Source organism: Collinsella sp. LCP21S3_D3 (genome assembly GCF_052118305.1).
GTDB lineage: Bacteria > Actinomycetota > Coriobacteriia > Coriobacteriales > Coriobacteriaceae > Collinsella.
In genome coordinates this window covers 58,881-83,334 of the sequence record NZ_JBQKHK010000004.1, presented here as the reverse complement: position 1 = coordinate 83,334, position 24,454 = coordinate 58,881, and the positions used below count along the sequence as shown (strand labels likewise).

General features: G+C 60.0%; 18 protein-coding genes. 9 read left to right on the top strand and 9 right to left on the bottom strand.

What is annotated here, in order from left to right:
• Positions 1-14 precede the first annotated feature (14 nt).
• The gene (locus tag ACTQ1S_RS03020) at positions 15-824 is read left to right on the top strand and encodes a gamma-glutamyl-gamma-aminobutyrate hydrolase family protein (protein WP_441547033.1); all 810 of its coding nucleotides are present in this window, start codon (positions 15-17) and stop codon (positions 822-824) included.
• Positions 825-895: 71 nt separating this feature from the next.
• Here ACTQ1S_RS03020 and ACTQ1S_RS03015 read toward each other — a convergent pair whose 3' ends face one another.
• Positions 896-2,776: a diguanylate cyclase gene (locus ACTQ1S_RS03015; RefSeq protein WP_441547032.1), complete on the bottom strand. Its 1,881-nt coding sequence runs from the start codon at positions 2,774-2,776 to the stop codon at positions 896-898.
• Positions 2,777-2,987: 211 nt separating this feature from the next.
• Entirely contained in the window at positions 2,988-3,785 is a 798-nt protein-coding gene (locus tag ACTQ1S_RS03010; protein WP_441547031.1) for an alpha/beta fold hydrolase, read from the bottom strand.
• Positions 3,786-4,020: 235 nt separating this feature from the next.
• On the opposite strand from ACTQ1S_RS03010, the gene ACTQ1S_RS03005 reads away from it, so the two are divergent.
• The 3 genes from ACTQ1S_RS03005 to ACTQ1S_RS02995 all read left to right on the top strand — a co-directional run bounded on the left by ACTQ1S_RS03005 (position 4,021) and on the right by ACTQ1S_RS02995 (position 6,919).
• Positions 4,021-4,797, top strand: a complete 777-nt coding sequence (locus ACTQ1S_RS03005; protein ID WP_441547030.1) for a radical SAM protein — start codon at positions 4,021-4,023, stop codon at positions 4,795-4,797.
• A gap of 169 nt (positions 4,798-4,966) precedes the next feature.
• On the top strand, positions 4,967-5,854 hold the full coding sequence (gene map / locus ACTQ1S_RS03000; RefSeq protein WP_441547029.1) for a type I methionyl aminopeptidase: 888 nt from the start codon (positions 4,967-4,969) through the stop codon (positions 5,852-5,854).
• Between the two features lie 123 nt (positions 5,855-5,977).
• Positions 5,978-6,919, top strand: coding sequence for a D-2-hydroxyacid dehydrogenase (locus tag ACTQ1S_RS02995; protein WP_441547028.1), 942 nt, complete (start codon positions 5,978-5,980; stop codon positions 6,917-6,919).
• A 285-nt stretch (positions 6,920-7,204) separates the two neighbouring features.
• On the opposite strand, the gene ACTQ1S_RS02990 is transcribed toward ACTQ1S_RS02995, so the two are convergent.
• Positions 7,205-8,590, bottom strand: a complete 1,386-nt coding sequence (locus tag ACTQ1S_RS02990) for a M18 family aminopeptidase (RefSeq protein ID WP_441547027.1) — start codon at positions 8,588-8,590, stop codon at positions 7,205-7,207.
• A gap of 161 nt (positions 8,591-8,751) precedes the next feature.
• Between ACTQ1S_RS02990 and ACTQ1S_RS02985 the strand changes: the two genes are divergently transcribed.
• Positions 8,752-9,837 (top strand): carcinine hydrolase/isopenicillin-N N-acyltransferase family protein, encoded by a 1,086-nt coding sequence (locus ACTQ1S_RS02985; protein WP_441547026.1) that lies wholly within the window; start codon positions 8,752-8,754, stop codon positions 9,835-9,837.
• Between the two features lie 140 nt (positions 9,838-9,977).
• Positions 9,978-11,057, top strand: a complete 1,080-nt coding sequence (locus ACTQ1S_RS02980) for a 6-phosphofructokinase (protein WP_154514896.1) — start codon at positions 9,978-9,980, stop codon at positions 11,055-11,057.
• Positions 11,058-11,570: 513 nt separating this feature from the next.
• Here the strand turns inward: ACTQ1S_RS02980 and ACTQ1S_RS02975 are convergent.
• A complete protein-coding gene (locus ACTQ1S_RS02975) occupies positions 11,571-14,336 on the bottom strand; it encodes an FtsX-like permease family protein (RefSeq protein WP_441547025.1) in 2,766 nt (921 codons plus the stop codon).
• Positions 14,337-14,341: 5 nt separating this feature from the next.
• Complete coding sequence (locus ACTQ1S_RS02970) at positions 14,342-15,043, bottom strand: ABC transporter ATP-binding protein (RefSeq protein ID WP_427718202.1); 702 nt, start codon at positions 15,041-15,043, stop codon at positions 14,342-14,344.
• A gap of 315 nt (positions 15,044-15,358) precedes the next feature.
• On the opposite strand from ACTQ1S_RS02970, the gene ACTQ1S_RS02965 reads away from it, so the two are divergent.
• On the top strand, positions 15,359-16,594 hold the full coding sequence (locus ACTQ1S_RS02965) for a chloride channel protein (protein ID WP_441547024.1): 1,236 nt from the start codon (positions 15,359-15,361) through the stop codon (positions 16,592-16,594).
• Between the two features lie 206 nt (positions 16,595-16,800).
• Here the strand turns inward: ACTQ1S_RS02965 and ACTQ1S_RS02960 are convergent, their stop codons facing one another.
• The 3 genes from ACTQ1S_RS02960 to ACTQ1S_RS02950 all read right to left on the bottom strand — a co-directional run bounded on the left by ACTQ1S_RS02960 (position 16,801) and on the right by ACTQ1S_RS02950 (position 20,710).
• Positions 16,801-17,379: a methylated-DNA--[protein]-cysteine S-methyltransferase gene (locus tag ACTQ1S_RS02960; protein ID WP_441547023.1), complete on the bottom strand. Its 579-nt coding sequence runs from the start codon at positions 17,377-17,379 to the stop codon at positions 16,801-16,803.
• Positions 17,380-18,076: 697 nt separating this feature from the next.
• Entirely contained in the window at positions 18,077-19,102 is a 1,026-nt protein-coding gene (locus ACTQ1S_RS02955) for an aspartate-semialdehyde dehydrogenase (protein ID WP_154514908.1), read from the bottom strand.
• Positions 19,103-19,321: 219 nt separating this feature from the next.
• The gene (locus tag ACTQ1S_RS02950) at positions 19,322-20,710 is read right to left on the bottom strand and encodes an aspartate kinase (RefSeq protein WP_154514910.1); all 1,389 of its coding nucleotides are present in this window, start codon (positions 20,708-20,710) and stop codon (positions 19,322-19,324) included.
• Positions 20,711-20,813: 103 nt separating this feature from the next.
• Here ACTQ1S_RS02950 and thrC point away from each other — a divergent pair, with 103 nt between their 5' ends.
• Positions 20,814-22,331, top strand: coding sequence for a threonine synthase (thrC, locus tag ACTQ1S_RS02945; protein ID WP_441547022.1), 1,518 nt, complete (start codon positions 20,814-20,816; stop codon positions 22,329-22,331).
• Between the two features lie 203 nt (positions 22,332-22,534).
• Positions 22,535-23,416 carry a homoserine kinase gene (gene thrB / locus ACTQ1S_RS02940; RefSeq protein WP_154514914.1) on the top strand — a complete coding sequence of 294 codons (882 nt, stop codon included), beginning with the start codon at positions 22,535-22,537 and terminating at the stop codon, positions 23,414-23,416.
• Between the two features lie 395 nt (positions 23,417-23,811).
• Here thrB and ACTQ1S_RS02935 read toward each other — a convergent pair whose 3' ends face one another.
• Positions 23,812-24,444 (bottom strand): helix-turn-helix transcriptional regulator, encoded by a 633-nt coding sequence (locus tag ACTQ1S_RS02935; RefSeq protein ID WP_441547021.1) that lies wholly within the window; start codon positions 24,442-24,444, stop codon positions 23,812-23,814.
• Positions 24,445-24,454 lie beyond the last annotated feature (10 nt).

The window sequence follows — 24,454 nt, the reverse complement described above, 5'->3', positions numbered from 1 at the left end:
CGAAAGCAGCACCCATGATCGGAACACGTACTTCCTCGTCCTATACCCCGTACGTCGACGTTGCCCCCGCCGACCGCCCGCTCATCCTGGTGGCGCCGCGCTGGGAAGAGGCAAAGCCGTTTTTAAGCGAGACGCTCTCCCCCAACGAGGAAATCGCCAGTGTCTTTGTCGATGCCATCCTTGCCGCCGGCGGCCTGCCGCTGCAGATGTCCATCACCGAGGACATTGATGTTATCCGTCATTACGTCGATATCGCCGACGGCATCGCCATTCCCGGCGGCCCCGATGTCAATCCCAAACGTTGGGGCGATGATCGACCCTACGACCCCACCCTCTGCTGCGAGATCCGCGATAGCTTTGAGTTTAAGCTGGTCGACGAGGTGCTCCGCGCCAAAAAGCCGCTCTTTACCACCTGCCGCGGCACGCAGCTGCTCAATGTCGCCACCGGCGGCACCCTGTGCATGGACGTACCGAGCCTGGGCGCGCGCGAGGGCCGCACGCAGTGGCGCCATACCCACGTGCTCAACGACCCCGTGCATCCCGTCGAGGTCGTGCCGGGCTCGCTTCTGGAGCGCGCGGTTGGCGGGCACAGGCTGATCCAGACCAACTCCGCACACCACTGCTGCGTCGAGCGTCTGGGTAAGAGCACGCGCTTGGTCGCCAAGGCAACCGACGGCGTTCCCGAGTGCATCGAGGTCGAAGGCCAGCCTTTCTGCCTGGGCGTGCAATGGCATCCCGAGTACACCTGGCAGACGCTCGAGACCGACTTTAACCTGTGGAAGTCGTTTGTCGAGGCGGCGGCCAAGGTAAAGCAGGCCCGCTAGTTCGCGAACCGCACAACAGATAAGGACGCCCCGCCGGCCACATGGTCCGACGGGGCGTCCCTTTGCCTAGCTTAAACCGAAGGGAACGCGACAACGTCCGCAGGGCGCTCCAGCGTCTCGGCAATGCGATCGCGCACTTCGAGCAGACACTCGATAAGCAGCGGATTGAAAGCGCCGCACTCACCGTCCAGAATCATCCGAATCGCCTCTTCTTGCGAAATGGCGTCCTTGTACACACGCACGCTCGTCAACGCATCGTACACATCGGCCACCGAGACCACCTGAGCGGCAATGGGGATATCGTCGCCCTTAAGACCGTCAGGATAGCCCGTACCATCCCAACGTTCATGATGCCAGCGGGCGATTTGGTACGCATAGTCCAAAAGGGCACTTCCTTCATGGTTTCTGCCCAGATTGCGCAGCATGTCGGCGCCAATGGTAGTATGCGTCTTCATTATTTCAAACTCTTCGGGCGTCAGACGTCCGGGCTTGTTGAGAATCGCATCGTCGATCGACATCTTGCCGATATCGTGCAGCGCCGACGCCAACGCAATCGAAGAACGCTCCTCGTTGCCAAGAGAGTACTTGTCGCTCCGTCGCGCCAAGTCGCCAAGCAGCAGCTCAGTCAACTTCTCGATATGCGTGACATGCCTGCCGCTTTCGCCATTACGGACTTCCATGACGCTCGCCATGATGTCGACGAGTATACGGCTGTTATTGACGCGCGCATTGTACTGCTGCGACAGCAGACTCGTCAGACGACGCTGTTTGGTATACAGTCGAATAATATTGTTGACGCGACGACGCACAATGCGGTCATCGAACGGGCGACTGATATAGTCCGAGGCGCCCAAATCGTAAGCACGTAACACCACGTCGTCGGTGTCTTCGCTCGAGATCACAATAACAGGTAGGCTATCGAGGGCTGCCTGACGCGAAAGCTCGGCCAGCACCTCACAGCCGCTCATGTCCGACATGACAATATCGAGCAGCACGAGGGACAGGTCGCCACCATAACGGTCAACCGCATCGAGCGTGGCACGACCGCTATCGGCTTCTAGAATGCGATAGTCGTCCTTGAGCATCTCACCGAGGATGGACCGGCTCACTTTGGAATCGTCGGCAATCAGCACCAGGGGCTTTTGGCTTTGGAAGGCCTCGATGGAATCGGCATCGGTCACGACCGTACCGGCTTTTGTCTTAGCGTGGCTCAGTAACTGGACAGCGCGGCCAACGCCCTCATCGACCGTCTCGCCATGAATGCGAACGCCACCAACACATGCCGTCAAGCTCACGTACTCATGGCCCGGAATAATCGTGGCATGAACGGCATCGGATACCTGATGCAGGCGACGGGTGAAGTCATCGGAGGGAATATTGGGCATGACGACCACAAACTTGTCGCAGCCATAGCGCACAAGCTCGTCAGTCGAACGGATTCCGCTGCGTATGGCTGTCGCCACAGCACCGAGCGCAAGGTCGCCGGCATGACGGCCACACGTATCATTGACGACCCTAAAATCATCAAGGTCGATCATCGCAACGCCGGCATTCATGCGGGCGCTACGGAGCTTTTCCTCGTAATATCGGCGATTGCGCACGCCCGTCAGCACGTCGGTGTAGACAAGGTCCTCTTCTGTGGCCTCTTGCTCATCAATCGGACGCACCATCAGCAAGACGTGAGGCTCACCCTCGACCTTTAGAGGGCGCAGACGGGCGCGGTACTCAACACCATCGTTGAGCAGTTGCTCCGACACCTCATCGGAGTCTTCCAAGGCCTCAAGACTCGACTGACGCAGACAAGGGCAGCGATCGCCGGCGAGCAAGCAGTTAGGCTCGCTCTTAATCTGATCGGCCGACAGCAAACGCACCACGGGGTAGGTCTTCGCGACGCGGGCGACCTCAGCGGCAGCCTCCTCGTCGGTTAGATTGGCCTCGTGACTATTGAGCATATGGGGCCCTTTCGATAGTTTCGCATGGTAGCGATGGGTTCCAATTGTTACAAGGGTAACACCTTGCCGATGCAGGTAAGCACGTGAATGCTGTTACATTTTTATGAGTTGGCAGGCGACGCGATTGAAGCCGCAGACGTGAGGTTTTGAGCACATTTGTTAACACGGCCGAAACGTTTGCGGGTGAAGGCTGTTTCGGCTATTGCAAGCGCTAGAGCCCCAGGATGCCACGAACAGTCTGGGCAGCCGCTGCCGGGCGATCGCGCAGGCCGTTGTGCGCGCCGGGAACCATTACGAGTGGACAGTCCAAAAGCTCAGCCGCCATCCTCGTGCCCGCCTCGCGGGGCGTGCCAATCGAGAGTTCACCCAAGAGCACGGCGGCCACCGTTTTCGACGCGCGAACGCTATCCCAATCGGGAACGCAGGTCATAGTAATCCCGTATTCGTTTGCCATGAAACTGCGGCCGTTGCGCAGGGCATGCTTGGCTTCTGCCTCGGTTAACTTGGGGGCCTCAGGGTCCGAATCGCCGATGGCGCCAAGGAAGGCCCGTAACGCCCTGGAGACCTTTCCCGCAGCGATCATCTCGAGCAAAACCGGGGCCGCGCCCAGGCCGGCGCCCTCATCCGTCACGGCAGGTTCATGCAGAATCGCACGCGAGATTATGGCGGGGTTTGCACGGAGAAGCTCCAGGGCCACCAACGTACCGGCACTGTGCGCGAGGACATTTGCCGGGGCGCCGGCATGTTGGATAACAGCTCGCAGGTCGGCAGCCTGAACTGCCAGATCGTAGCGTCCGTCTGCCGCATCGTCGCTCTCGCCGCAACCACGGCGGTCATAGGCAATGACGCGATAGCCACAGGCGAGCTCGCGAGCGATGCCGTCAAAAAATGTGCCGTCGACGCACGCACCGTGCACGCACACCAAGGCGGGCGCATCGGACGATACATCCGGGCCGGCATACTCGCGGCAGGCAATCGTGGTGCCCGCATTTTCGACCGTAAAATCCATGTTGTGATCCTATCGTCAACGCCATCAGGCCGCACCGAGGTGCAACTTGGACAGTCTGGCGCCATGTTGCGCATACTTAAATGCGTTTACTGTACCCGACTCGCACCCTTTTATGATAGGGTTCCGAAAACTCACCAGGCTGCACAGTTTCGGCTTAGACAACAGTGTCCAGACCCGCGATTGGCACGGGGCCAATGCTATGCTTAAGTGCAACTGTCCCGAGGAGCATATGCCTATGTCTACGTTTTTGAATGCCAGCCCCATCTTTGGGCCCGTCCGCAGCCGACGCCTTGGACTCTCGCTCGGCGTCAACATGATGCCTGCCAGCGGCAAGATTTGCACCTTTGACTGCATTTACTGCGAAAACGGACTCAACGCCGAACGCCCCTGCCACGAGCCACACAACACGGCTGCCGTGGTGCTCGACGCACTCGAAGCCAAACTACGCGAGATGACGGTCGAGGGTGAGCTTCCCGATGTAATCACGTTTGCCGGCAACGGCGAGCCCACCGCCGCACCGGAGTTCCCGCAGGCTATCGCCGGCGCTGTCGCGCTTCGCGACCAGTTGGCCCCGAACACCAAGATTGCCGTGCTTTCCAACGGCACGCGCGCCGACCGTCCCCAGGTGCATGATGCGCTCATGATGGTCGACGACAACATCCTCAAGCTCGATACGGTCGATCCAGCATTTATCCAGCTGCTCGACCAGCCCGTCGGTCCCTACGACGTCGAGCACCAGATCGAGACGTTCGCGAGCTTTGAGGGCCACGTTATTATCCAGACGATCTTTTTGACCGGTGAGTATCAGGGCAAGCCCATCGACAACACCGGCGAGGAGTACGTTGCCCCCTGGCTCGCGGCGCTTGAGCGCATTCGTCCACAAGAAGCAACCATTTACACGGTGGCGCGCGAGACACCGATCGCTGGCCTTGCCAAAGCGGCGCCTGAGGTGCTCGACGCCATTGCCGCGCGCGTGCGCGCCCTCGGCATCCCCTGCCAGGTGAGCTACTAGCACCCGTCTGCCCAAGAGCAGCTAATTTGGGACGGGGCTTTTTTGACTGCTTTTGGGAGCGATATGGGCGGCGCAAGGCCGCGCGGACAAAAGCAGCCAAAAAAGCCCCGTCCCAAATTAGCTGCTCTGCGGGTGGGCTATACTAGCCTCGGATGAAAGGAAGTTAGCCATGTTTGACAATGGACCCGTGCCTGGCCGCAACGACGCTTGCTGGTGCGGCAGCGGCAAAAAATACAAGAAATGTCACAGCTCCTTTGATGAGCGCCTCGAGCGCCTGTGGGAAGAGGGCTGGAACGTCCTGCCCCGCACGCTCTATAAGACGCCTGCCGATATCGAGGGCATCAAGCGCTCGGCCGCCATCAACGTGGGCGTGCTCGATTATGTGGGTGAGCATATCACCGCGGGCATGACCACCAACCAGATCGACCAGATGATCTACGACTACACCGTCGAGCATGGTGGAACGCCGGCCGACCTCAACTACGAGGGCTACCCCAAGAGCGTGTGTACCTCGATCAATGACGTAGTCTGCCACGGTATCCCCTGCGATGCGGATGTGCTGCACGAGGGCGACATCATCAACGTGGACTGCTCAACGATCTTAGACGGCTATTTTAGCGACTCGAGCCGCATGTTCTGCATCGGCAAGGTCTCGGCCGAGCGCCAGCGCTTGGTCGACGTCACCCGCGCCAGCGTGGAGGCGGGTCTGGCAGCCGTCAAGCCATGGCTGTCGCTCTCCGTGATGGCCGAGGCCGTACAAAAGACGGTCGAGGACGCCGGCTTTAGCGTGGTGCGCGAGTACGGTGGCCACGGCATTGGTAAGGAGTTCCACGAGGACCCGTTTGTGGGCTTTACCACCGAGGCGCCCGACGTGGACACTATCATGGTTCCGGGCATGGTCTTTACTATCGAGCCCATGGTCAACGCCGGAGCACCCGACATTAAGATTAGCAAGGGCGATGGGTGGTGCGTGCGCACCAAGGACGGCAGCGACTCGGCCCAGTGCGAGGTACAGCTCGTGGTGACCGAGGACGGCTACGAGCTGCTGAGCTGGTAGCCGTAGATGCGCCGGATGCTGACGGGCACGCTCGTCTTACATCCGGCGTTTTATTTGAACGTTTTGCCAGATAAAACCTGCCAAAATAAACCTGTCCCTTTTTGGCAGGTTGAGCGGAGAGGAATGCTTGTGAACATCCTGGTTTTGCTGCCCGTCAACGACCGCCATCGTGCAATTCTTGAGTCGAGCGCTCCGGGCGAGGATTTTATCTACACGAGCGCCGGCGACATCACGCGCGAACAGGTCGCCGATGCCGACGTGATCCTGGGCAACATCGACCCTGACATGCTCACGGCATGCGACCATCTCCAGCTGTTGCAATTGCAGACCGCCGGCTATGACGACTACCTTGCCGCCGGCACCGTGCCGGCTAAAGCCAAGCTGTCTTGCTCGATCGGCGCCTACGGTCAGGCCGTGAGCGAGCACATGTTTGCCATGGTCCTTTCCATGATGAAGCGCCTGCCCGGCTATCACGACTTGCAGCGCGAGCATCGCTGGGAGGATTTGGGGCCGGTCACCTCGCTCAAAAACGCCAGCGTGCTGGTGCTGGGCGCAGGCGATATCGGCGGCCACTTTGCCACGCTCTGCCGCAGCATGGGTGCGCACGTCCGCGGCATCAAGCGCCATCCGCTCGTCTACCCCATTGTGTTTGAGGACATGGACGGCATGGATGCCCTGTCTGAGCGCCTGGCAGAGGCCGACATCGTCGCATCCTTTATGCCCAGCACGCCCGAGACCCGCGGCCTGGCGAACGCCGAGTTCTTCGCCGCGATGAAACCGGGCGCGTTCTTTGCCAACGGCGGCCGCGGCGATCTTGTGGTCGCCGACGACCTGGTTGCCGCTCTGGAATCGGGACATCTCGCCGGCGCCGCGGTCGACGTCACCGATCCCGAGCCGCTGCCCGCCACAAGCCCGCTGTGGGATGCACCCAACATGCTCATCACGCCGCATGTCTCGGGCTGGTTCCACCTAGCCGCCACGCTCAATAACGTGGTCGACATCGCCGCGGAGAATCTGCGTCACCTGCTGGCCGGCGAAACTTTACGTTGTTGGATTGAGCATTAGATTGTTCCGGCGTTTTACCAAACGCCGGAACCCCTCGACGCTGCGAGCCCGCCGTTTGGCCAATCTGCCGTTCAATTTCAAAGGCGCGACCAGAAGGTCAGCGCCTTTTCATTTCACGGCACCTTGGCTCAAACGGCGGGCTCTCGCTGACTTTTGCTCTCCCTGCGGCGGTTCCGCTGGCGTCGGCTTCATCTGCAAGCCTTAGCAGCTCCGTCTTACCGTTGACATTGCGGCATTTGCCCAGATAAAACCTGCCAAAATAAACCCGTCCTTTTTTGGCAGGTTTTAAAGCTCCACACTTTCGGCGCCGTTGATGTTTAGGTCGCGCTCGTAGAAAGCCGTGAGGGCACGAATCGCGCACATCACGTCGCGCACGCCACCGGTCTCGTAGCTCGAGTGCATGGCCAGCTGCGGCAGGCCCACGTCCACGGCGTGCATGCTCGCCTGCATATTGGACAGATTGCCGAGCGTGGAGCCACCCGCCATATCGCTCTTGTTGGCAAAGGCTTGCGTGGGCACGTCTGCGTCATCGCAGATGGCCTGGAACACTGCGCGGCTAAAGGCATCGGTGCAGTAGTGCTGGTTGGCGGCTTCCTTGATGACGATACCGCCGTTGAGCACGACCTGGTTGTGGGCATCGCACTTCTCGGCGTGGTTGGGATGCACGGCGTGCGCGTTGTCGCAGCTCACGAGCATCGAGGCGGCAAGCGCACGGTGGTACGACTCGTCATCAAAGCCCAGCGACCCGTTAATGCGACGCAACGCATCGGCCAAGAACGTCGACATAGCGCCCTGCTTGGTCTCGGAGCCAACCTCCTCGTTGTCGAAGCAGCAAAAGACCGAGATGTCATGCGCATTCTCGGCGCCCAAAAATGCCTGCAGCGAGGTGTAGGCGCAGGCTAGGTCGTCGAGCTTGGGCGTCGAGATAAACTCGTCGGCCCAGCCCCAAATGCGCGCGTCCTGACGATTGACCAGGAACAGATCGCGGCCCAAAATCTGTTCGGGCTCGACGTCCAGTTCGTCGGCGATCAGAGCATCAAAGTCGCCCTGCTTAAGCTCGCCGGCGCTGATGAGCGGGCACAGGTCGACAGCGCGGCTGGGTGCAAAGCCCTCATTGACGCCACGGTTCATATGGATAGCAAGGCTCGGAATGATAGCGACCTCGCGCTCGGTGGCAAGCAGGCGGCTCTCAATCCGGTCGCCCTCGCGCACCAGCACGCGTCCAGCCAGCGCCAACGGGCGATCGAACCAGGTGTAGTCGATCATGCCGCCGTAGGCCTCGGTGTTCAGGCGCAGCGTCTCGCCCGCGCCGTCAAGCTCGGGCACGGCCTTGACCTTAAACGTCGGAGAATCGCTGTGCGACGCCGTGAGCTGAAAATGATAGTCACCGGCAACGCCGTCCTCGCCCCACGTCGCGGCCAGGTCCTCGCCCACCTTAAAGGCGATAACGCTCGAGGTGTTGCGCTGCGTGTAATAACGCCCGCCCGGCTCGATGTCCCACGCCGCATTCTCGGGCAGGTAGGTAAAGCCCGCCTCGTCGAGCTCGGCCATAATGGTCGCCGCCGTATGGAACATGCTGGGGCACGCCTCGATAAAGTCGATAAGGTCGTTGGCGGCCTCGATATCGTCGGCCGTCACATGCGCGCGTTCGGGCGTTTCCTGATCCGTCATGCTCTCCCCTTTCGCTGGGTTGATGGTCCCCTCCAGCATACCCCGCCACGCCAGCGCCGCACTCTTCATTCCATGTTTAATCCCGTGCCACTCACCAGGTTGAGCCATCATGCCCGCGCTCCTTTTGCGATAATTACGCTAACAGGACGAGAGGAGCCGTCATGAAGCCACGTAACATTGCCATCGTCTGCGGTGTCGCGGGAGTCGCCGTCGGCCTTGCCGCTGCCACCGGTATCGTTTACCGCAAGCAAATCAAGTCCGCCGCGTCGCTCAAACGCTTGACCGGCTACGCGGATGGCTATGACCTGTACGCAATCGACATTGCCTACGACTACGATCTTGATCGCATCATCGCCGCTGGCGTGCGCGACGACCAGGCCTACATCGATGCCGTGGTGGCGCAGGTGCTGCCCGGTGTGCCGGCACATGTCCAGGCTCCCCAGTTTGCCTGCAGCGCTTTTGTCGCCGTAGATGCCGAAGGCCGCGTGCGCACCGGTCGCAATTACGACTTTAAGGACGACACCTCGGCGCTGCTGGTGCGCAATCACCCACGCGGCGGCTATGCCTCCATCGGGTTTGCCGCCCTTAACAACCTGGGCGATAACACTCCGCTTGACTCCGTCGCCGGACGCGCCGCCGCACTCATGGGTCCGTTTGCCCAGCTCGACGGTGTTAACGAATGCGGCGTGTCCGTTGCCGTGCTCACCCTGGATTCCAAGCCCTGTGACCAGGACACGCAACGCCCTGTCATCAATACCTCGCTCGCCATCCGTCTGGTACTCGACCGTGCCGCCACCACACAAGAAGCTGTCGACCTGCTTTCCGCCTACGATATGCACGCCATGGCGGGACGCGATTATCACTTCTTTATCAACGACGCCACCGGCGACGCGCGCGTAGTAGAGTGGGATCCGCACGATCCGGACCGCGCTTTCAAAGCGACTCCTGTACGCCAGGTTACGAACTTCTACCCCTGCTATGGCGACGAAGTGCTGCCCAACCAAAAGAACGGCGAGCTGGGCCATGGTAAAGAGCGCGCCGTCGCAATCGCCGATGTCCTTGACGCCCATGTCGGTGCCCAGGACGAAACGATTGCCTGGGAAGCCCTGCGCGCCGCAGCGCAAGAGCCCAATCCGGAAGACATCACCAGCAATACGCAATGGTCGGTCGTCTTTGACAATACCGAACCCGCCGCCGCTATTACGCTGCGCCGCCACTGGGGCGACGTCGACGCCTTCGCACTGTAAGGAGCCAGGCCCGTCGACCTTACGCTCGCCTGACGTTGTTTACATTTCTATACGCTTGAGCTAACACGTTTTACCCCCGTATCAGCAGTGTGCGGGGGTAAACTTATGCGCATGTTATAACTTGCCCGGAAGGATTCATCATGCTTAGGATCGGTCTTCTTACCAGTGGCGGCGACTGTCAGGCGCTCAACGCCACCATGCGCGGCATCGTCAAAACGCTTATGACCAATAGCGAAGAACCTATCGAGATCTATGGTTTTGAGGACGGCTACCAGGGCCTTATCTACAGCAGGTTCCGCGTCATGACGCCCGCCGATTTTAGCGGCATCCTCACCCGCGGCGGCACCATTTTGGGCACGAGCCGCACGCCGTTCAAGCGCCTGGACATTCCCGAGGCCGACGGTGTCGAGAAGGTGCCCGCGATGGTCCACACCTATCACAAGCTGCAACTCGACTGCCTGTTTATGCTGGGCGGCAACGGCTCCACCAAGACCGCCAACCGCCTGCGCGAAGAGGGCCTCAACGTTATCGCTCTGCCCAAGACCATCGATAACGACACCTGGGGCACCGAAATGACGTTTGGCTTTACGAGCGCCATCGACGTCGCCACCAAGTGCATCGACGACATCCACACCACCGCCTCGAGTCACGGCCGCGTGTTCGTTATCGAGATCATGGGCCACAAGGTTGGCTGGATCCCGCTGTACGCCGGCGTCGCGGGCGGCGCGGACGTCATCCTGATTCCCGAGATTCCCTACGACATGGGTAACGTCATCAAGACCATCGAGCATCGCATGGAGACCGGCAGCCGCTTTACAATCGTGGCCGTCGCCGAGGGCGCTATCTCCAAGGAGGACGCGGCGCTGCCCAAGAAGGAGTACAAGAAGAAGCTCGCCGAGCGCACGAGTCCGTCGATTGTCTACGACATTGCCAAGGAAATCGAGGCCAAGACCGGTCGCGAGACCCGCGTCGCCATCCCCGGCCACACGCAGCGCGGCGGTCAGCCCGACGCCCAGGACCGCATCTTTGCGACCCAGTGCGGCGTCGAGGCGGCACTGGGCTGCCTACGCGGCGAGTTTGGCTACATGATTGCCCTGCGTGACGGCAAGATGTGCCACATGCCGCTCGAGGAGGTCGCCGGCAAGCTCAAGTTTGTCGATCCCCAGAGCGACCTGGTACGCGAGGCCAAGGCGCTGGGCATCAGCTTCGGCGACGAATAGCCTCGGCCGAAATCCATCCCATCGGGCCCTCCGACCCCGCCCGACGTATTTCGATTTGGCTCCTCCCTTGACTCCGTCAAAGGTCGCCAATCGAAATCGTCGGGCGGGGTCGGAGGGCCCTGCGTTTACATGCTCGCCGAGGCTATTCGACTTCTTGCTGCGGGTGCCTAGGGCAGGAGGCGCCGTGCATTTTTGGGAGTTTTCAGCAGCCGAGGGTGCCTGCATACTGAATTTTGGGCGAAAGGCAGGCGCCATGGGCCGCATCTTGTAAAAACGAGCGGCTCTTGAGGCGTTGGGAGCTCAGAATCAGGGCTTTCAGCGCAGTTTTGTGCGCCCGCTCCCATACTCGTGGACTCCGGAATGCTGAATTCTCCGGAATTTGCACGCCGCCCCTGGGGGTACCTGCGGGTAAAAAGCAACCGCCCCGCCAAAATATGCATTCCGCGGGGCGGTTTATGCAATAAAGCGACTGCGGAACGTCGCAGCTCGCTACAACTTGAATCCAAGAACAGGTTACTCGGCGCTCTTGAGGGCACCGACCATGTCAATCTTGTTGAGGGTACGGTTGGTGGCGAGGTTGACGATAAACGTAAAGCCAAACGAAAGCACCACAGCGAGCACGAAACTCAGCGGCTCGACCTCAACATCAAAGTACAGCGACGGCATCTGAAGAACGTACGTAAAGCTCTCGGCAAGCAGGCCACCCAGCGGCACGCCCAGTGCGGTGCCAATCGCCGTAAGGATCAACGTCTCCTTATTGACGTAGTGGTGCACCTCGCCACGGCGGAAGCCCAGCACCTTGATGGTCGCCAGCTCGCGTTCGCGCTCCGAAATATTCGTATTAGACAGCGTAAACACCACCACAAACGACAGGCACGCCGCCATAAAGGTCACAAGCACTACGACCGAATTGATAATCGTAAAGTTCGACTCATAGTTCTCCCAATGCTCGGCCGTACTCGAAATCGTAAGCCAACCGTCACTCTTAAGCTTCTTGCTAAACGCAATCTGGTCGGCCGACGAGCCCTTAAGCAGCACAAAGATCCCGTTAAGACGCGCGCTTCGGCCGAACGCGCGCTCATAGGTGCCCTGCGTCATATAAAGCGTGTTGCCCAAATAATTGAGCGAGATATCGCTAACCTTGACCTTGGTAACATTGAGCGACGAATCCTGGACCTGCGCCGTATCGCCCGGCTGAATCCCCAGCACCAGCTGTGAACTCTTGCTTAAATACACGTCCCCGTCACGCAGGGCGAGCGGTTCTTTGGACTCATCCTCCAGGCGCACGTAATCGTCCAGATCATTCGTGCGGTCATCGGGCACCACGATGAGCTGTACGGTCTCGCTCTTACCGCCAAACGTAAAGGTGACGTTGTCGGTCATAATCGGCAGGGTTGAGGTCACGCGTACGCCGGAGTCGCTGGCCGCGCTACGCTCTTCCAGCGCCGCACACGTCTGAGCATAGTCATCGGGATTGGCGACCGCCAGCAAGTCATAGCGCGTGATATGCCCGTACTGTTTGGGCGAAAGCGCCACCGACGTATCGCGGATGCCCATACCGCAGATCACGAGCGCCGTGCAGCCGGCGATACCGAAGATGGTCATAAAGGCACGTTTTTTGTAGCGGAACAGGTTACGCGCTGCCACCTTGTTCAAAAAGCCCATGCGGCGCCAAATAAAGCCGATGCGCTCAAGCAAGATGCGCGAGCCGGCTCGCGGGGCCTTGGGACGCATAAGTGAGGCTGGGGTCTCGGCCATCTCGTGGCGGCAGGCGATAATCGTGGCACCCACCACGCCCACGGTAAACAGCGCCACCGAGACGATCGAGGACACGATGTCGTACGAAAGCAGCATCTGGGGCAGTGAGTACATGTCGTCGAACACCGTAAACAGGAACAGCGGCAACCCCACAAATCCGATGATGTTGCCGAGTACGCCGCCGAACAGACAAGCCCACATCGAGTAGTCCACGTATTTGGACAGGATTCGCCCGCGTGAATAGCCGAGCGCCTTGTATAAGCCAATGAGCGTGCGCTCCTCCTCGACCATACGAGTGGCGGTGGTAAGGCTGATGAGCACGGCTACGACAAAGAAAATAAATGGGAAAACCGTGGCGATGGCCTCAATCGAAGAGCTGTCGCTCTCGACGCTTGAGTAGCTTGCGATGTTACCGCGATCCTGGATGTACCAAGTGCATTCGCCCAGATCGGAAAGCTCGGCGCGTGCATCGGCAAACTGCTGGTCGGTGGCGGCGCGGCGCTGGTCCAAATCGGCCTGAGCCCGAGCGCGCTCCTCACTGCCCTGGGGCATGCGGTTGATGTTGTCCTGCTCAATCCCAAAGAGCATATTCGCCTGGCGCTCGGAGGCATCCAATCTTGCCGGCGCGTCGACCGTCAGCTCTTGGGCGCGCACCTTCTCACGCTCGTCGCGAATCTTCTCGATATTACCCTTGACCTCGTTGATCTTTGTCGTGTAGGCATCTGAATAGGAGTTGAGGCTCTTGGCTCCCTCGACGATCACGTGGACCGCGGAGTAGGAAGAAGATGTCGCGGCATCCTCACTCACATAGAACTTATAGTCCGCAGCCGAAGCAGCGCGAAAGGCGTTGACTGTCGAGTCGGAGCTCACATCAGTAGGATCGAGGACCTCGGCCGTAATGGTGTAATCACCCGCGGCAAACTGGTCCTTGGCGCTTTGGTTCGACGAGCTCGCGTCATTGGCGGCAAAACTCACCGTGTCGCCGAGCTTTTTGCCCGAAGCCTTCAGGAACTTCGAAGTCACCGCGACCTCGCCGGCGCTCTCGGGCAAATCGCCGCTCACCAGCACCGGTTGATCGATATTCTTCCTGGAAAGGCTCTGCACGACTACACGCTCACGCGTGGTACCCACGGCGGTGTAGGCGGTCTCGGTGTAGATGCCCTCGGCCGTCTCGACGCCGTCGACCTCTTGAATGGCCGCAAGATCGTCGCGCGTAAGGCCATAGGTCGACTGCACGTTAATGTCATAGACATTCTGCTGGTCAAAATAGACGTCGACCGAATCGCGCAGATCCTCGCAGCCCGCCTTAAGACCGCACATCACGCTCACGCCGAGCGCGGTAATGACCACGATAGATAGGAAGCGCTTAAGACTGCCTCGGATTGTGCGGGAGATGCCACGGTGAAAAACCGTCGACGCCATATCATTTGAGCTTTGAGCGGTACGGTAGGTCGCGAACTCCCGATCGTGACCCACGTGCTCCGTATCGTGGTTTTGGCTGTTTTGGCGATCTTGGTCCATGGGCGCTACCACTCGATCGTCTCGATAGGCACGGGATTTTGCTGGACCGTCTCGCTCTCCACACGACCGCTCTTAAAGCAGATCAGGCGATCGGCCATGGGCGCGAGCGCGGAATTGTGCGTGATGATGATGACCGTAATGCCCTGCTTGCGGCAGGTATCCTGCAGCAGCTGCAAGATCTGCTTGCCGGTTTTATAGTCGAGCGCGCCCGTGGGCTCATCGCACAGGAGCAGCTTGGGGTTCTTGGCCAGTGCGCGGGCGATGGACACGCGCTGCTGCTCGCCGCCCGAAAGCTGCGCGGGGAAGTTGGCGAGGCGCTCGCCCAGGCCAACCTGGCGAAGTGTCTGTTCGGCATCGAACGAATCGGGGCAGATTTGCGCCGCAAGCTCGACGTTTTCGAGCGCCGTCAGGTTGGGAACCAGGTTATAGAACTGGAAGACAAAGCCGACGTCGGCGCGGCGGTATTCCACGAGCTGCGCCTCATTGGCGGAACTCACATCGCGCCCATCCACCGTTACGGTGCCGGAAGTCGCCGTATCCATGCCGCCCAGAATGTTGAGCGCCGTGGTCTTGCCGGCACCCGAAGCACCCAAAATGATGGCGAGCTCGCCACGCTCGACCGTAAAGCTCGCGCCGTCCAGCGCGTGAATGCGGGCGTCACCCTCGCCGTATGCTTTGACGACGTCTTTGAATTCGATATAAGCCATCGATTAATTCCCATCTGGTCGGATAACTCTTTAGTATTACCCATTTCGCACCGACCAAAAAGGGACAGGTTTATTTTGGCAGGTTTTATATGGGGAAACGAGGGGTGCGGGCAGGCACCAGGACTGTCCACGGCAACCATTTGACCCAAACCGTATCCACCGCTATGATGCCACTGCGGAATGAATGTCTCCGTTGGGTGCGCCAGCCAAGCTGCCGCGTTATCCTAAACCGCCTTGTTGCTGATGACTTCTGCTGTTACGTGATGCCCCTAGGCATCACGCTGCGGCAGGAGTCTTTTTTGTTTTGGAGGAGAAGTGTCGGAAAGCAGCGCATCGAGCAGAATCAAACGTCTGCTCAACACCTATAGCGGTCTTGTGCTTATGGGTGCCGTCGGAATCCCCGTCGGTATCATCGTTGGCGCCATCTGCGCGCTCTTTGGACGCGTGCTTTTGGCGATCGGCGCCTTCCGCGACGAACACATCACCCTGCTCCTCCCCTTCCTCGCCCTTATGGGCCTTGCCATCGTGTTTGCCTACCGCGCTTGGGGCAAGGGCACCGACCGCGGCATGAGCCTGGTATTCGACGTAGGCCACGGGCGTGAGGACGCCATCTCGCCGCGCTTGGTGCCGCTCATTATGCTGAGCACGTGGGGGACGCACCTCTTTGGCGGCAGTGCGGGACGCGAGGGGGTGGCCGTGCAGATCGGTGCAACCGTCTCACATTGGATCGGCCGACGTCTACCTTTCCGAGACCCCGGCAACACGTTTTTGCTTATCGGCATGGCCGCCGGCTTTGCCGGGCTCTTTCGAACGCCCCTTGCTGCCACGGTCTTTGCTATCGAAGTACTGGTCGCAGGACGCATGGAATACCGCGCGCTGTTTCCCGCGCTTACAGCCTCGCTCGCCGCAAGTATGACCTCCGGTGCCCTGGGACTCGAGAAGTTCGAGGTCGCCGTTGTCGCCTCATGCGCGCTTGATCTCCCCGGTCTTGGACGGCTTGCGGTACTAGGCATCGCGTTTGGCATGGTAGGCGGTGCCTTTGCCTGGTGCCTTGCGCATGCCAAGACCCTTGCGGCGCGGCTGCTCCCCAACCCCTATGCGCGCATCGCCGCTATCGGCATCGCGCTATCGGCGATTCTGTTCGCACTGTGGCAGGGTCGATACTGCGGCCTTGGCACCAACCTGATATCGGCGGCACTCAACGGTAACGGTAAGGTCGCCATCATGCCTTGGGACTGGGCACTCAAATTCGTACTCACCATCGCCACACTTGCCGCAGGATATCAGGGTGGTGAGGTGACGCCGCTGTTTTCCATCGGAGCCAGCCTGGGTGTCGTACTCGCCGGGATTCTCGGCATGCCCGCCGAACTCTGCGCCGCGCTGGGCTACGCAGCCGTCTTTGGCAGCGCCACCAATACGCTGCTCGCACCCATCCTTATTGGCTGCGAAGTCTTCGGCTTTGGTAATCTGCCGATGTTCTTTATTGTCTGCGTCGTGGCTTACCTGTTCAACATGGATAAGTCGATCTACGCCCTGCAGAAGCGGGCGTAGAAAGATGTCCAAGCAGGTGGTCTCAACCGGAAACGGCGTCCCACTCTGAGGCTGTATTCCGGGACACGGTTTCCGCTTGGGACGCCATTCGGAAAGCGCATCCCGCTTTAAAACGGAATTCCGGGACGTGGTTTCCGTCTGAGTCTCCATTCGGAAAGCGTGTCCCGTTCTTTCACGGCATCTTGGCTATGCAAAGTGCTCGAACGTTATTCCTCGTACGCGCCCTCAAGCCGAAGCAGCCACTCCTTGCGATCGAGCCCGCCGGCATATCCGTTAAGCGAGCCGTCGGCGGCAACCACGCGATGGCACGGCACGATAATCGAAATAGGGTTGCGAGCGACCGCAGCCCCCACCGCACGAGGAGACACAACGGGGTCCTCGTTCCCCGGCACCCGATGGCGGGCGGCGACACGAGCCGCAATCTCGCCATACGTAGCGACCTCGCCACGCGGAATAGAAAGCAGCTCAAACCAAACTTCACGCTGAAACGCCGTACCGATCATATGCAACGGCGGCGTATACCGAGGCTCCTGCCCTGCAAAATAAGCATTCAGCCATGCCCACGAACGCTCAAGCACAGAAGAAGCCGCACCATGAGCCGGACTCGCCGACGACATGCCACCAGCACCGGAAACCGCATCGACCCCTTCAACATGTTCGGAGTCTTCCCGGAGAAGCGTGGAGCCAAAGTGCTCCTGCCCCTCAAACCAAAGCCCCGTCAGACCGCGGCCATCAGCGGCAAGCAGGATTTCGCCCAAAGGCGAAGCAAACGTCGTCGTGACCACCAGCGGCTCCTTTCAAAACTCCGCACCATAATACCGCGAATTGTGCAGACAACCTGTCTGATACGCCCGGGCAGGCTCGTAATTGTTTAAGCGAGGCCGCTTTCCCCAATCAAGCGGAGAAGACGCGGGGCTTCGACGCCAGAGCGGTACCCATGCCAGCTGAGCTCTAATACTTTTCCCGAGAAGTGAACGAGTAAAAACGAAGCCCCGAAGCATCCACACCTTTAGACCGTAAAACCGCAGGATTCGCGCAGCAAAACCGCAGGAAATAGCGGTCAAAATATGCCAATGCTTCGGGGGTCCAAAATAGGTCGTTCACTTCTCGGGAAAAGTATTCAACTTCAATTCACCCCAACCCCAAAGTCACCTCAGGCAGCAGGCGCGAAGCGCCGCAGCTGCCGTCACGATCCCGCAGTCCCCAAAGGAGGCAGGCGCAAAGCGCCGAGGCCGCCGCCGGGACCAGGGCCCGCAACGGCCACGTGCCCTCACATCAGCCCAGCGGCCCCAACCAACAACGGCCCCATCGCAGGCCGCTCGCAGCCGAGTCACCGCAGGCGGGGGCCGGGCTTAGCTTTCAGAACACTCCGCAGACCAGTGCGGCGCCTTGTCCGCAGCTCCGAAGGAGCAGGACAAGGCGCCGCACATGGTCGAGGACGTTCTGAAAGCTAAGTCCGGCCCCCGCCGGACAGTTCCACCGCTACTCGCAGAGCAGTTTGGCGATCTGGACGGCGTTGGTTGCCGCGCCCTTACGGATTTGGTCGCCACAGCACCAGAAGGTGATGCCACGCGCGGCCTCGGGGTTCGAGATGTCGCGGCGCACGCGACCGACCCAAATCAGGTCCTGGTCGGAGGTGTCCATCGGCATGGGGAATCGGTCGTGCGCATCCTCGGCGCCCAAGTCGTCGACCAGCTTGACACCCGGGGCAGAAGCCAGCGCAGCACGGGCCTCCTCGACCGTAATGTCGCGCTCAAACTCGAGCGTAATGCTCTCGGAGTGCGAGCGCAGCACAGGCACGCGCACACAAGTGCAGTTCACGCGCAGCTCGGGCAGGTGCATAATCTTGCGACCCTCGTTTTGCAACTTCATCTCCTCGGAGGTAAAGCCCTCCTCCTTGACGCCGCCAATCTGCGGAATCAGGTTGCTCGCCAACTGGGCGGCAAATGCGCGCGGCTCGGGAATCTCCTCGCCACGACCCAGGGCGGCCAGCTGGGCCTCGAGCTCGGCCATACCGGGAGCACCAGCGCCCGAAGCCGCCTGGTACGTCGAGACGATCATGCGCTTCACGCCGGCGAGCTTGTGCAGCGGCCAGGTGGGAACCAGGCCGATGATGGTTGCGCAGTTAGGGTTAGCGATAAGGCCGTGATGCCACTTGATGTCGTCGGCATTGATCTCGGGCACGACGAGCGGCACCTCGGGATCCATACGGAAGGCGTGGCTGTTGTCGACCACGACGGCGCCACGCTTGACGGCCTCGGGCAGCAGCTCCTTGGCGATATCGTCGCCGGCAGCGCCGAGTACGATGTCGCAGCCCTCAAAGGCCTCGGGGCAAGCCTCCTCAATAACAACCTGCTCGCCGCGGAACTCGACGGTCTTGCCCGCAGAGCGCGCGCTCGCCAGCAGCTTGAGCTTGCCAACCGGAAACTCCTGCTCGTTGAGGCACTCGAGCATCTGGGTGCCCACGGCCCCTGTCGCGCCCAAAATAGCAACCGTGTACTGTTTCATGCTTCCCCCTTTAAAGGTTGTGGCTTTTGCCCGCACGCCACGCAGGCAGGATATTCTTGCCCAGTGTATACAAGAACGGGGCGGACACGAAACCCACCCCGTCGAAACGAAACCGAAACGAAACGCCCCGCGCTAGATTTTTGGAACATGCCTCAAAACCCACTCGTGCGCCAAAAGGTAGATTTCTAGACATATCCCAAAAATCTACCGGAATGGTCGCTATTTGTGGAGGGCAGCCAGGGCGGGTTCAATCGGTGCAGGAGCCTCCAGATCGGAGACCTTCACAATGCCGTTCTCGTCGGAGAAGGCACGGTAAATGGTCTGAATCGCCAGGTCGAAGTCCTTATCCTCGACACCGATAATGATGTTGATCTCGTCGCAGCTCTGCGAAATCATGCGCACGCTCACGCCAGCCTGGCCGAGCATGCCAAACAGGTGGCCAGAAATACCTGCGCGGCCGCGCAGGTTACGGCCGACGGTCGCGATGAGCGCCAGGCCCTCGACAACCTCAATCTCGAGCGGCTCAACCTCCTGCTGGATGTCGCCCACGAGCGAGTACAGCGAATCGTGCACATCCTGCTCCTGCACCACGGCGCCAAAGCGGTCGACGCCGGTGGGCATGTGCTCGACGGAAACGTCATAGCGCTCGAAGACCGAAAGTGCACGGCGCATAAAGCCGACGCGGGGCTTGGTGCGATCGCGGGCCACGTTGATGGCGACAAAACCGCGCTTGCCGGTCACGCCGGTAATGATGGGCTCCGCCTCGCCCTCATCAGCCGTCTCGCTAATGATGGTGCCGGGGTCCTGCGGCGCATTGGTGTTCTTGATGACCAGCGGAATACCCGCCTCGCGCACGGGGAACACGGCCTCCTCGTGCAGGACGCTTGCGCCCATGTACGAAAGCTCGCGCAGCTCCTCGTAGGTAACGCGCGCAATGGGCTGAGCCTCGGGAACAATACGCGGATCGGCAGAGTAGAAGCCCGAGACGTCGGTCCAGTTCTCGTAAAGGTCGGCGTCCAGACACTTGGCCAGGATCGAGCCCGAGATATCGCCGCCGCCACGATCGAGCAGCTTAATCTGGCCCTCACGCGTCGCGCCGTAGAAACCGGGCATAACAAAGCCGCCCTGCTGACCGTACTCCTGCACCAGCTCGGAGGTGCGGTTCATGCTGAGCGTACCGTCGTGATGGAACGCCACAACCGTCGCGGCGTCCAGGAACGGCAGGCCCAGGTACTCGGCCATCAGGCGAGCGGTGAAGTACTCGCCGCGGCTCACAAGCTCCTCGGTGGAGTAGCCGCCCGAGCGGGCGCGCTCGGCAAAGGCCGCGAACTCCTCACGGATGGGATAGGTGAGCTCCAGCTCGTCAGCGATATCAAAATAGCGCTGGCCAATGTCCTCGAGCAACTCCTCACACGACACGTGATACTTAACGTGCGCGTTAACCAGGTAGAGCAGGTCGGTCACCTTGGTGTCGCCCTTAAAGCGGCGACCGCAGGCGGAAACCACCACAAAACGGCGGGCCGGGTCGGCATCGACGATGGCCTTGATCTTCTTAAAGTGTTCGGCGTCGGCGACCGACGAGCCGCCAAATTTGGCAATCTTAATCATGGGCTGGAGGTTACCTTTCTAAAAGCCTCTGCGAACCTGTTTTGCGCGCTCTGATACCATGGTTTCACCGATTGGGACCAAGGCATCCGAGGAGCAGTGTTATATGGGAACTTATCATAGTACACGAGGACGCGCTTTATCGTGCTCAAGTAAGGTGGCAATCCGCACCGGCATCGCTCCCGACGGGGGTTTGTTTGTCTCGGACGAGCTCGGCACCCAGCAGGTCGATATCAGCTCGCTTGCAGATAAATCGTACTTTGAAATCGCTCAAGATGTGTTGAGAATGTTACTGAATGATTACACGGGCGAAGAAATTTCCGCCTGTGTGAATGAGGCATATCGCGGCACGTTCGCGAGTGAAGAGGTTACGCCGCTCGTCAAACTCGCCGCTGCGCCGGGCGCTGACGCCCCTCAGACCTATGTGATGGAGCTCTTTGGCGGCCCCACGAGTGCCTTTAAGGACGTCGCCCTGCAGATGCTCCCCCGCCTCATGGCCCGCACTTCCGCCAAGGACGGCGGCGCCGAACGCATCATGATCGTCACCGCCACGTCGGGCGACACCGGCAAGGCCGCACTCGCCGGTTTTGCCGACGCTCCGGGCACGGGCATCACCGTCTTTTATCCCGAAGGCAAAGTCAGCCGCGTGCAGAATCTGCAGATGTCCACACAGGAAGGCGATAACGTCGCCGTCTGCGGCATTCGCGGCAACTTCGACGATGCCCAGAGTGCCGTCAAGCGCATCTTTGCCGATAAGGAGCTTGCCGAGCGCTTGGAGGCCGCCGGAACGGTGCTTTCGAGTGCCAACTCCATCAACGTCGGCCGTCTGGTGCCGCAGGTCGTCTACTACTTTGCCGCCTATGCGCAGCTGTTGCGCGCCGGCGCCATCGAGGCCGGCGACGCTGTGGAGTTCTGCGTACCGACCGGCAACTTTGGCGATATCCTGGCCGGCTACTATGCCAAGCGCATGGGTTTGCCCGTCGCCAAGCTCATTGTCGCGAGCGACAAGAACAACGTGCTGGCTGACTTCCTGACCACCGGCGTCTACGACCGCAACCGTCCGTTCTTCACGACCATCTCGCCGTCGATGGACATCCTCATCAGCTCCAACCTGGAACGCATGCTCTACTTCCTGTCCGATGGCGACTGCGAGCTTGTTGCCAGCCTTATGGAGCAGCTGGCAAAGACTGGTCACTATGAGGTTCCCGCCGACCTGCTGGCAAAGATTCAGAGCGTCTTTGGCTGCGGCTGGGCCAGCGAGGACGAGGTCCTCGCTGCCATCAAGAGCTGCTGGGATGCGAACGGCTACGTGATCGACCCGCACACCGCTTGCGGCTATCACGTCTTTGAAAAGGTCGCTCCCGCCGAAGGGGCCAAGGCCCGTGTGCTGCTTTCGACCGCCAGCCCCTACAAGTTCCCGCGTGCCTGCTGCGATGCTCTGGGTCTCAACGTTCCCGAGGACGACTTTGAGGCCATGCGCGTGCTCGAGCAGGCCACCAATACGACCGCACCGGCACAGCTCGCCGAGCTCGAGTCCAAACCCGTCCGCTTCGAAGACGTCTGCGACGTCGATGAGATGGCAAGCTACGTCGAGTCTGCAGCAAAAAAGATGGCTACCAACTAAAACCCTTATTAAGCGCCGGCGAAAGCCGGCGCACCTTCTTTTATCAGATAACCCCCGGGATGATGACGAACGCGCACAGCGTGCCTGGCTGTTGAGTTCGTCGCGAGTTCCGCACGCAAAGGAAAGCACTTAATGTGCTTTCCGTCTTGCGCAGGACTGCCCGAGCAGCGAACTAAACAGCCAGGCACGCCAGGAGGACCCACATGATCAAGATCACCGTCCCAGCAACCAGCGCCAACTTGGGCATCGGCTACGACACCCTCGGCATGGCCGTCAGCCTCTACTCGCACTTCACCTTCGAGCGCGCTGACAAGCTCACCATCACGGGCTGCCCCGAGGAGTTCCAAAACGAGAACAACCTGGTCTACGTCAGCTTTGTCGATGCGCTGGCCGCATGGGGCGAGCCGGCTTTTCCCGTTGCCATCGACATTCAAACCGATGTACCCGTCGCTCGCGGCCTGGGTTCCAGCTCCACTTGCGTCGTCGCTGGCATTATGGCCGCCGCCGCACTGACAGGCCACACCGTCGACCGCGCTGAGCTCGTCCGCATTGCCACCGAGGTCGAGGGCCATCCCGATAACGTCGCTCCCGCCATCCTGGGCGGCGCCGTCTGCTCCTTTACGCCGACCGATTCGCTCCCCCAGTGCCTGCGCTACGAGGTGAGCGATCGCTTGCGTTTTATTACCGTGATTCCGCCCTACGAGGTTCACACGAGCGAGGCGCGCAAGGTCGTGCCGCAGGAGATTCCGCTCTCCACCGCCGTATGGCAAATGGGCCGTATCGCCGGCATGACGCGAGGCCTGGAGGCCGGCGACCTCGACCTGATTGCCGCCGCCAATGACGACCGCATCCAGGAGCCCTATCGTCGTCGCCTGATTCCCGACTACAACGCTGTGCGCGACACCTGCCTTAACGGCGGCGCCAAGACCATCTGGATCAGCGGTTCGGGCTCTACCCTTATGGCTGTGACCGACGACACCATCGTGGCAAAATTCCTGCAGGTCAAGCTGCGCGAGCAGTTCCCCAAGTGTGAGACGCATATTCTAACGTGCGACACCGAGGGCGCTCAAATCGAGTACCTGTAGCGCCCTGTCTCATTGCTCTCACCGGTCTCCTTGGGGCTTCCCCTGAAAACGTCCTCGATCATGAATTGCCCCGTCGTGCGCTACCCGCGACGGGCCAATTCGATCTGCGGATTGTTTTCAGGGGAAGCCCCAAGGAGACCTACGCGACCTCGACAGGATAATCGCATTCGCTGATTTAATATTGCGCTCCTTCGGAGCTGCGGATAAGCGGGCCTCGTGCTGCGGAATGTTTTTAAGGGGATGCCCCCGGGTGGCCCTATGGCAACGTGGCTAGCGATGTCTATAGGGACCCACGCTTTGAAGGAGCGCCGGGCTGAAATTATGGCCCTTTATTGATAGGGGCTCTTACTAGGCTGGAGCACTTACTAGTGACAGGCTTCGACTGTGTGCTTGGTTTACGCCGCACTGGGTTCCTTGTATTCGAAGACTGGTTCTAGGAGGTCTTCGATGTTGCAGTGGAGGGCTTTTGCTATGGCTCTTACGCTTGTTACCGAAGCTTCATTGATGTTTCTCTGGCGCTGCTCGTACATTTGGATTGAGCGGAGTGACACACCCGATTCGTATGCTAGGTCTTGTTGGGTTTTCTTAAGCTTCTTTCTTGCTAACGCAAGTTTGGTTTGCCTGGACGCTTTTTTCGCCATATTGCAGACGAGGCGAGCCACTCGTTCCTCCGATGCTTCGTGCCAGGGGTAATACAGACTGCGCAGCACATCAAATGGAACGACATGCAGCAAATCTTCGAAAGACTCTCCTAGGCGCCACTGCAGGTATGCCAGCATCCAGCCCGCCCAATATTCCGGCGTCTTCTCAAATCGATAGGTGCAGTCCGGTATGGGCCTGTTTTGATAGCCCGACCTTTCAGCGATAAGCGCGAACAGCTCAACACCCGATTTTCCCGACACTACCCATGCGTTGCCGCGTTCAAACTCGCGAGCAACCCCGCTCAGGCAAAAGAATTCAGCAACTTCAGATCCTTCTGCTCCATAGTCATTGACGGCAAAGTCGAAGCAGTCGCCGAGGTTGTTCATTGCGTCCTCA

What these genes read in the sequence shown, in the direction of transcription:
- ACTQ1S_RS03020 (WP_441547033.1), top strand. Translation starts at nt 15, where the DNA reads ATGATCGGAACACGTACTTCCTCGTCCTATACCCCGTACGTCGACGTT.
- ACTQ1S_RS03015 (WP_441547032.1), bottom strand. Translation starts at nt 2,776, where the DNA reads ATGCTCAATAGTCACGAGGCCAATCTAACCGACGAGGAGGCTGCCGCT.
- ACTQ1S_RS03010 (WP_441547031.1), bottom strand. Translation starts at nt 3,785, where the DNA reads ATGGATTTTACGGTCGAAAATGCGGGCACCACGATTGCCTGCCGCGAG.
- ACTQ1S_RS03005 (WP_441547030.1), top strand. Translation starts at nt 4,021, where the DNA reads ATGTCTACGTTTTTGAATGCCAGCCCCATCTTTGGGCCCGTCCGCAGC.
- map (WP_441547029.1), top strand. Translation starts at nt 4,967, where the DNA reads ATGTTTGACAATGGACCCGTGCCTGGCCGCAACGACGCTTGCTGGTGC.
- ACTQ1S_RS02995 (WP_441547028.1), top strand. Translation starts at nt 5,978, where the DNA reads ATGCTTGTGAACATCCTGGTTTTGCTGCCCGTCAACGACCGCCATCGT.
- ACTQ1S_RS02990 (WP_441547027.1), bottom strand. Translation starts at nt 8,590, where the DNA reads ATGACGGATCAGGAAACGCCCGAACGCGCGCATGTGACGGCCGACGAT.
- ACTQ1S_RS02985 (WP_441547026.1), top strand. Translation starts at nt 8,752, where the DNA reads ATGAAGCCACGTAACATTGCCATCGTCTGCGGTGTCGCGGGAGTCGCC.
- ACTQ1S_RS02980 (WP_154514896.1), top strand. Translation starts at nt 9,978, where the DNA reads ATGCTTAGGATCGGTCTTCTTACCAGTGGCGGCGACTGTCAGGCGCTC.
- ACTQ1S_RS02975 (WP_441547025.1), bottom strand. Translation starts at nt 14,336, where the DNA reads ATGGACCAAGATCGCCAAAACAGCCAAAACCACGATACGGAGCACGTG.
- ACTQ1S_RS02970 (WP_427718202.1), bottom strand. Translation starts at nt 15,043, where the DNA reads ATGGCTTATATCGAATTCAAAGACGTCGTCAAAGCATACGGCGAGGGT.
- ACTQ1S_RS02955 (WP_154514908.1), bottom strand. Translation starts at nt 19,102, where the DNA reads ATGAAACAGTACACGGTTGCTATTTTGGGCGCGACAGGGGCCGTGGGC.
- ACTQ1S_RS02950 (WP_154514910.1), bottom strand. Translation starts at nt 20,710, where the DNA reads ATGATTAAGATTGCCAAATTTGGCGGCTCGTCGGTCGCCGACGCCGAA.
- thrC (WP_441547022.1), top strand. Translation starts at nt 20,814, where the DNA reads ATGGGAACTTATCATAGTACACGAGGACGCGCTTTATCGTGCTCAAGT.
- thrB (WP_154514914.1), top strand. Translation starts at nt 22,535, where the DNA reads ATGATCAAGATCACCGTCCCAGCAACCAGCGCCAACTTGGGCATCGGC.
- ACTQ1S_RS02935 (WP_441547021.1), bottom strand. Translation starts at nt 24,444, where the DNA reads ATGAACAACCTCGGCGACTGCTTCGACTTTGCCGTCAATGACTATGGA.